The sequence below is a fragment of the Hydrogenophaga sp. genome, assembly GCF_051007235.1.
Lineage (GTDB): Bacteria > Pseudomonadota > Gammaproteobacteria > Burkholderiales > Burkholderiaceae_C > Hydrogenophaga.
The window spans coordinates 1-3,627 of record NZ_JBPCSJ010000239.1; the positions used below are offsets into that span (position 1 = coordinate 1).

Below are 3,627 nucleotides of genomic sequence, written 5' to 3' on the forward strand. Positions count from 1 at the left end.
ACGACGCGCAGCGCTGGGAAGACCTGACCCGGCGCCCGCACGGCATCATCCTGGTGACCGGTCCCACCGGTTCGGGCAAGACCACCACGCTCTACGCCACGCTCAAGCGCCTGGCCACCGAAGAGGTGAACGTCAGCACGGTGGAAGACCCGATCGAAATGATCGAGCCCGCCTTCAACCAGACCCAGGTGCAGCCCCACCTGGACCTGGACTTTGCCCAAGGCCTGCGGGCCCTGATGCGCCAGGACCCGGACATCATCATGGTTGGCGAGGTGCGCGACCTGGCCACCGCCGAAATGGCGGTCCAGGCCGCGCTGACCGGCCACCTGGTCTTCACCACCCTGCACACCAACGACGCGCCCAGCGCCGTCATGCGGCTGATGGAACTGGGCATCCCGCCCTACCTCATCAATGCCACCGTGCTGGGCGTGCTGGCGCAGCGCCTGGTGCGCACCCTGTGCCCGGCCTGCCGCGTGCGCGAGGACGAATCCGCCACCGCCGCGTCCAGCCTGGCGCTGGCCGAACTGGTCAAGCCCTGGAAGGTGACCGGTGGCTACCGGCCCTACAAGCCGGTGGGGTGTGTGGATTGCCGCATGACCGGTTTCCGCGGCCGCATGGGCCTGTACGAGCTGCTCACCGTGACAGAAGCCTTCAAGGACAAGGTCAGCCGCGAGCCGCAGATGGAAGCGCTGCGCCGCCAGGCCGTGGCCGACGGCATGCGGCCGCTGCGCCTGGCCGGGGCCGCACGCGTGGCCGAAGGGCAGACCACGCTCGACGAGGTGCTGGCCACCACCCCGCCGGTCACGGGCTAGGGTGCCCCCGCAGCAGGCCAGGCCGAAGCGGCAAAACTTCACCCGTGGCTTATATTTGAGCCCCGGGCCTGCGCTGCAGGCCAACCCCCGGACCTGCTCACCATGATCCCCATCAAGACCGAATCGGCCTGGCGCGGCACCGCCGACTGCCGCAGTTGCGGCATTCGCGACATGGTGCTGTTCGCCGACCTGCACGAGGACGACTTCAAGCTCATCCACGCCCCCATCGATGACCTGGAGTACGCGGTCGGTCAACCCGTGGTGCGCCTGGGCGAGACGGCCACCTCGCTCTACACCCTGCGCAGCGGCATGATCAAGCTGGTGCGCAACACGGTGGACGGGCGCCAGCGCATCGTGCGTGTGCTGCGCTCGGGTGACGTGGTGGGCCTGGAAGCGCTGATGGGGCCGACCTACGAGTCCGACGCCGTCGCGCTGACCAGCATCAAGGTCTGCCGCCTGCCGCTGCAGGTGATCCAGCGCCTGAACCGCGAGACGCCGCGCCTGCACCAGCGCCTGCTGGAGAAGTGGCACCGCAGCCTCAAAGAGGCCGACGACTGGCTGGCCGAACTCAACTTCGGTAACGCCCGCCAGCGCGTGGCCGGGCTCATCCTCAAGATGCGTTCGACGTCCGACGCCGCCCTCGTCACACTGTTCTCGCGCGAAGACATGGGCGCCATGCTCGACCTCAAGCTCGAGACCGTCAGCCGCACCCTCTCGGCGTTCGAGCGGGAAGGACTCATCGAGCCCGTGGACAAACAGGGGCGCCTGTACCGCGTGGTGGATGCCGAGCGGCTGGTGGCGCCCAAGCCCGGCGCCGAGTGAGCCCGCCAGCGAGGTGACAGCCGGTTGACGCACGGCTGCCGATAATGGGGCGGATGTCCAGCGCCTCTACCCCGTCCCATCCCCACCTCGCCTCCGGCTTGCTGCTCGCCAGCGCCGGCTCCATCGCTTTTTCGGGCAAGGCCATCATCGTCAAGCTGGCCTACCGCCACGGGGTGGACGCGGTCACGCTGATCATGTACCGCATGCTGTTCGCGCTGCCGCTGTTCCTGGCGCTGGCCTGGTGGGCCAGCCGTGGCAAGCCACCGCTCACGCGCAAAGATTGGCTGGGCATCCTGGGCCTGGGGTTCACCGGTTACTACCTGGCGAGTTTTCTGGACTTCTGGGGCCTGCAGTACATCAGCGCCAGCCTGGAGCGGCTGATCCTGTACCTCAACCCCACGCTGGTGCTCATCCTGGGCTGGGTGCTGTACCAGCGCCGCATCACGCCCCTGCAAGGCGTGGCCATGGCGGTCAGTTATGCGGGGGTGCTGCTGGTGTTCGGTCACGAGGCCGACTTTGCCGGGCCCAACGCCGCGCTGGGCGCGCTGCTGGTGTTCGGCAGCGCCATCAGCTACGCGATCTACCTGGTTTACAGCGGCGAACTCGTCAAGCGCCTGGGGTCCATGCGCCTGGTGGGGCTGGCCACCAGCGTGGCCTGTGCGCTGTGTCTGCTGCAGTTCGTGCTGCTGCGCCCGCTGGAAGCGGCCACCACGGTGGCGCCCGAGGTGGTCTGGCTCTCGGTGCTCAACGCCACGCTGTGCACCTTCGCGCCCGTCCTCATGGTGATGATGGCCATCGAACGCATCGGCGCCGGCCTGGCCGCGCAGACCGGCATGATCGGGCCCATGTCCACCATTGCCATGGGGGTGCTGATCCTGGACGAGCCGTTCAACGGCTGGATCGTCGCGGGCACGGTGCTGGTGGTGTCGGGGGTGTTCCTGGTGACGCGTTTTGGCGCGACCAGCGCGGCGAAATGACTTTTTGAATCGGAGACGTTCATATGGATTTCGGCATCAAGGGCAAATGGGCGCTGGTCTGCGGCGCGAGCAAGGGGCTGGGCCTGGGCTGCGCGCAGGCGCTGGCGGGCGAGGGCGTGCACGTGGTGATGGTGGCGCGCGGGCGTGAGGTGCTGGAGGCCTCGGCCGCCGCGCTGCGCCTGGCTTCGCCCGGCGGGCAGGTGATCGCGGTCGCGGCCGACATCACCACGCCCGAAGGCCGTGCCGCGGCGTTCGCGGCACCGGGTGGCCCGGGCACGGCGTTCGACATCGTGGTCACCAACGCGGGTGGCCCGCCGCCGGGCGATTTCCGCAACTGGGACCGCGAGGCCTGGATCAAGGCCGTGGACGCCAACATGCTCACCCCCATCGAGCTCATCAAGGCCACGGTGGACGGCATGGCCGCGCGCGGCTTCGGTCGCATTGTCAACATCACCAGCAGCGCGGTGAAGGCACCGATCGACATCCTGGGCCTGTCCAACGGGGCGCGCAGCGGGCTGACGGGCTTCGTGGCCGGCGTGGCGCGCAGCGGCATCGCGGCGCGGGGCGTGACCATCAACAACCTGCTGCCCGGCAAGTTCGACACCGACCGCATCGCCGCCACGCTCAAGGGCGCGTCCGAGAAGACCGGCAAGCCGGTGGAAGAACTGCGCCGCCAGCAGCAGGCGCAGATCCCCGCCGGCCGTTACGGGAACCCGCAGGAGTTTGGCGCCATTTGCGCCTTTCTTTGCAGCCAGCAGGCTGCCTACATGACGGGGCAGAACGTGCTGGCCGATGGCGGGGCTTACCCAGGCACTTATTGAGGCTCCCCCCGCGCCGCAGGCGGCGCGGGGGGTTACCGTCGTGTCGTCACGAAAATGCCGCCGACGATCAGCACGAAACCGGCCAGGTGGTACAGCCGTGGCGGCTCGCCCAGCAGCGTGGCCGACATGAGCGCCGCGAACAGCGGCGTGAGGTTGTTGAAGAAGCCAGCCACCGTGGGGCCGACGCGCGCCACA

Annotated in this window: 5 protein-coding genes; 4 read left to right on the plus strand and 1 reads right to left on the minus strand. The window is 68.8% G+C overall.

The window, feature by feature from the left end; genetic code table 11:
• From ACR2JA_RS08675 to ACR2JA_RS08690, 4 genes are all read left to right on the plus strand, one after another.
• A partial coding sequence (locus tag ACR2JA_RS08675) for a GspE/PulE family protein (protein WP_434008693.1) occupies positions 1 to 812 on the plus strand: 812 nt, incomplete at its 5' end.
• Positions 813 to 914: 102 nt separating this feature from the next.
• Positions 915 to 1,634 carry a Crp/Fnr family transcriptional regulator gene (locus ACR2JA_RS08680; protein ID WP_434008694.1) on the plus strand — a complete coding sequence of 240 codons (720 nt, stop codon included), beginning with the start codon at positions 915 to 917 and terminating at the stop codon, positions 1,632 to 1,634.
• A gap of 53 nt (positions 1,635 to 1,687) precedes the next feature.
• Positions 1,688 to 2,611, plus strand: coding sequence for a DMT family transporter (locus tag ACR2JA_RS08685; RefSeq protein WP_434008695.1), 924 nt, complete (start codon positions 1,688 to 1,690; stop codon positions 2,609 to 2,611).
• 23 nt (positions 2,612 to 2,634) lie between these two features.
• A complete protein-coding gene (locus ACR2JA_RS08690) occupies positions 2,635 to 3,432 on the plus strand; it encodes an SDR family oxidoreductase (protein ID WP_434008696.1) in 798 nt (265 codons plus the stop codon).
• Between the two features lie 32 nt (positions 3,433 to 3,464).
• Here the strand turns inward: ACR2JA_RS08690 and ACR2JA_RS08695 are convergent.
• Positions 3,465 to 3,627 (minus strand): EamA family transporter (locus ACR2JA_RS08695; RefSeq protein ID WP_434008697.1); only part of this gene is annotated, 163 nt, incomplete at its 5' end.

Excerpts from the sequence above, each read along its gene's own strand:
- ACR2JA_RS08680 (WP_434008694.1), top strand. The coding sequence starts at position 915 with ATGATCCCCATCAAGACCGAATCGGCCTGGCGCGGCACCGCCGACTGC.
- ACR2JA_RS08685 (WP_434008695.1), top strand. The coding sequence starts at position 1,688 with ATGTCCAGCGCCTCTACCCCGTCCCATCCCCACCTCGCCTCCGGCTTG.
- ACR2JA_RS08690 (WP_434008696.1), top strand. The coding sequence starts at position 2,635 with ATGGATTTCGGCATCAAGGGCAAATGGGCGCTGGTCTGCGGCGCGAGC.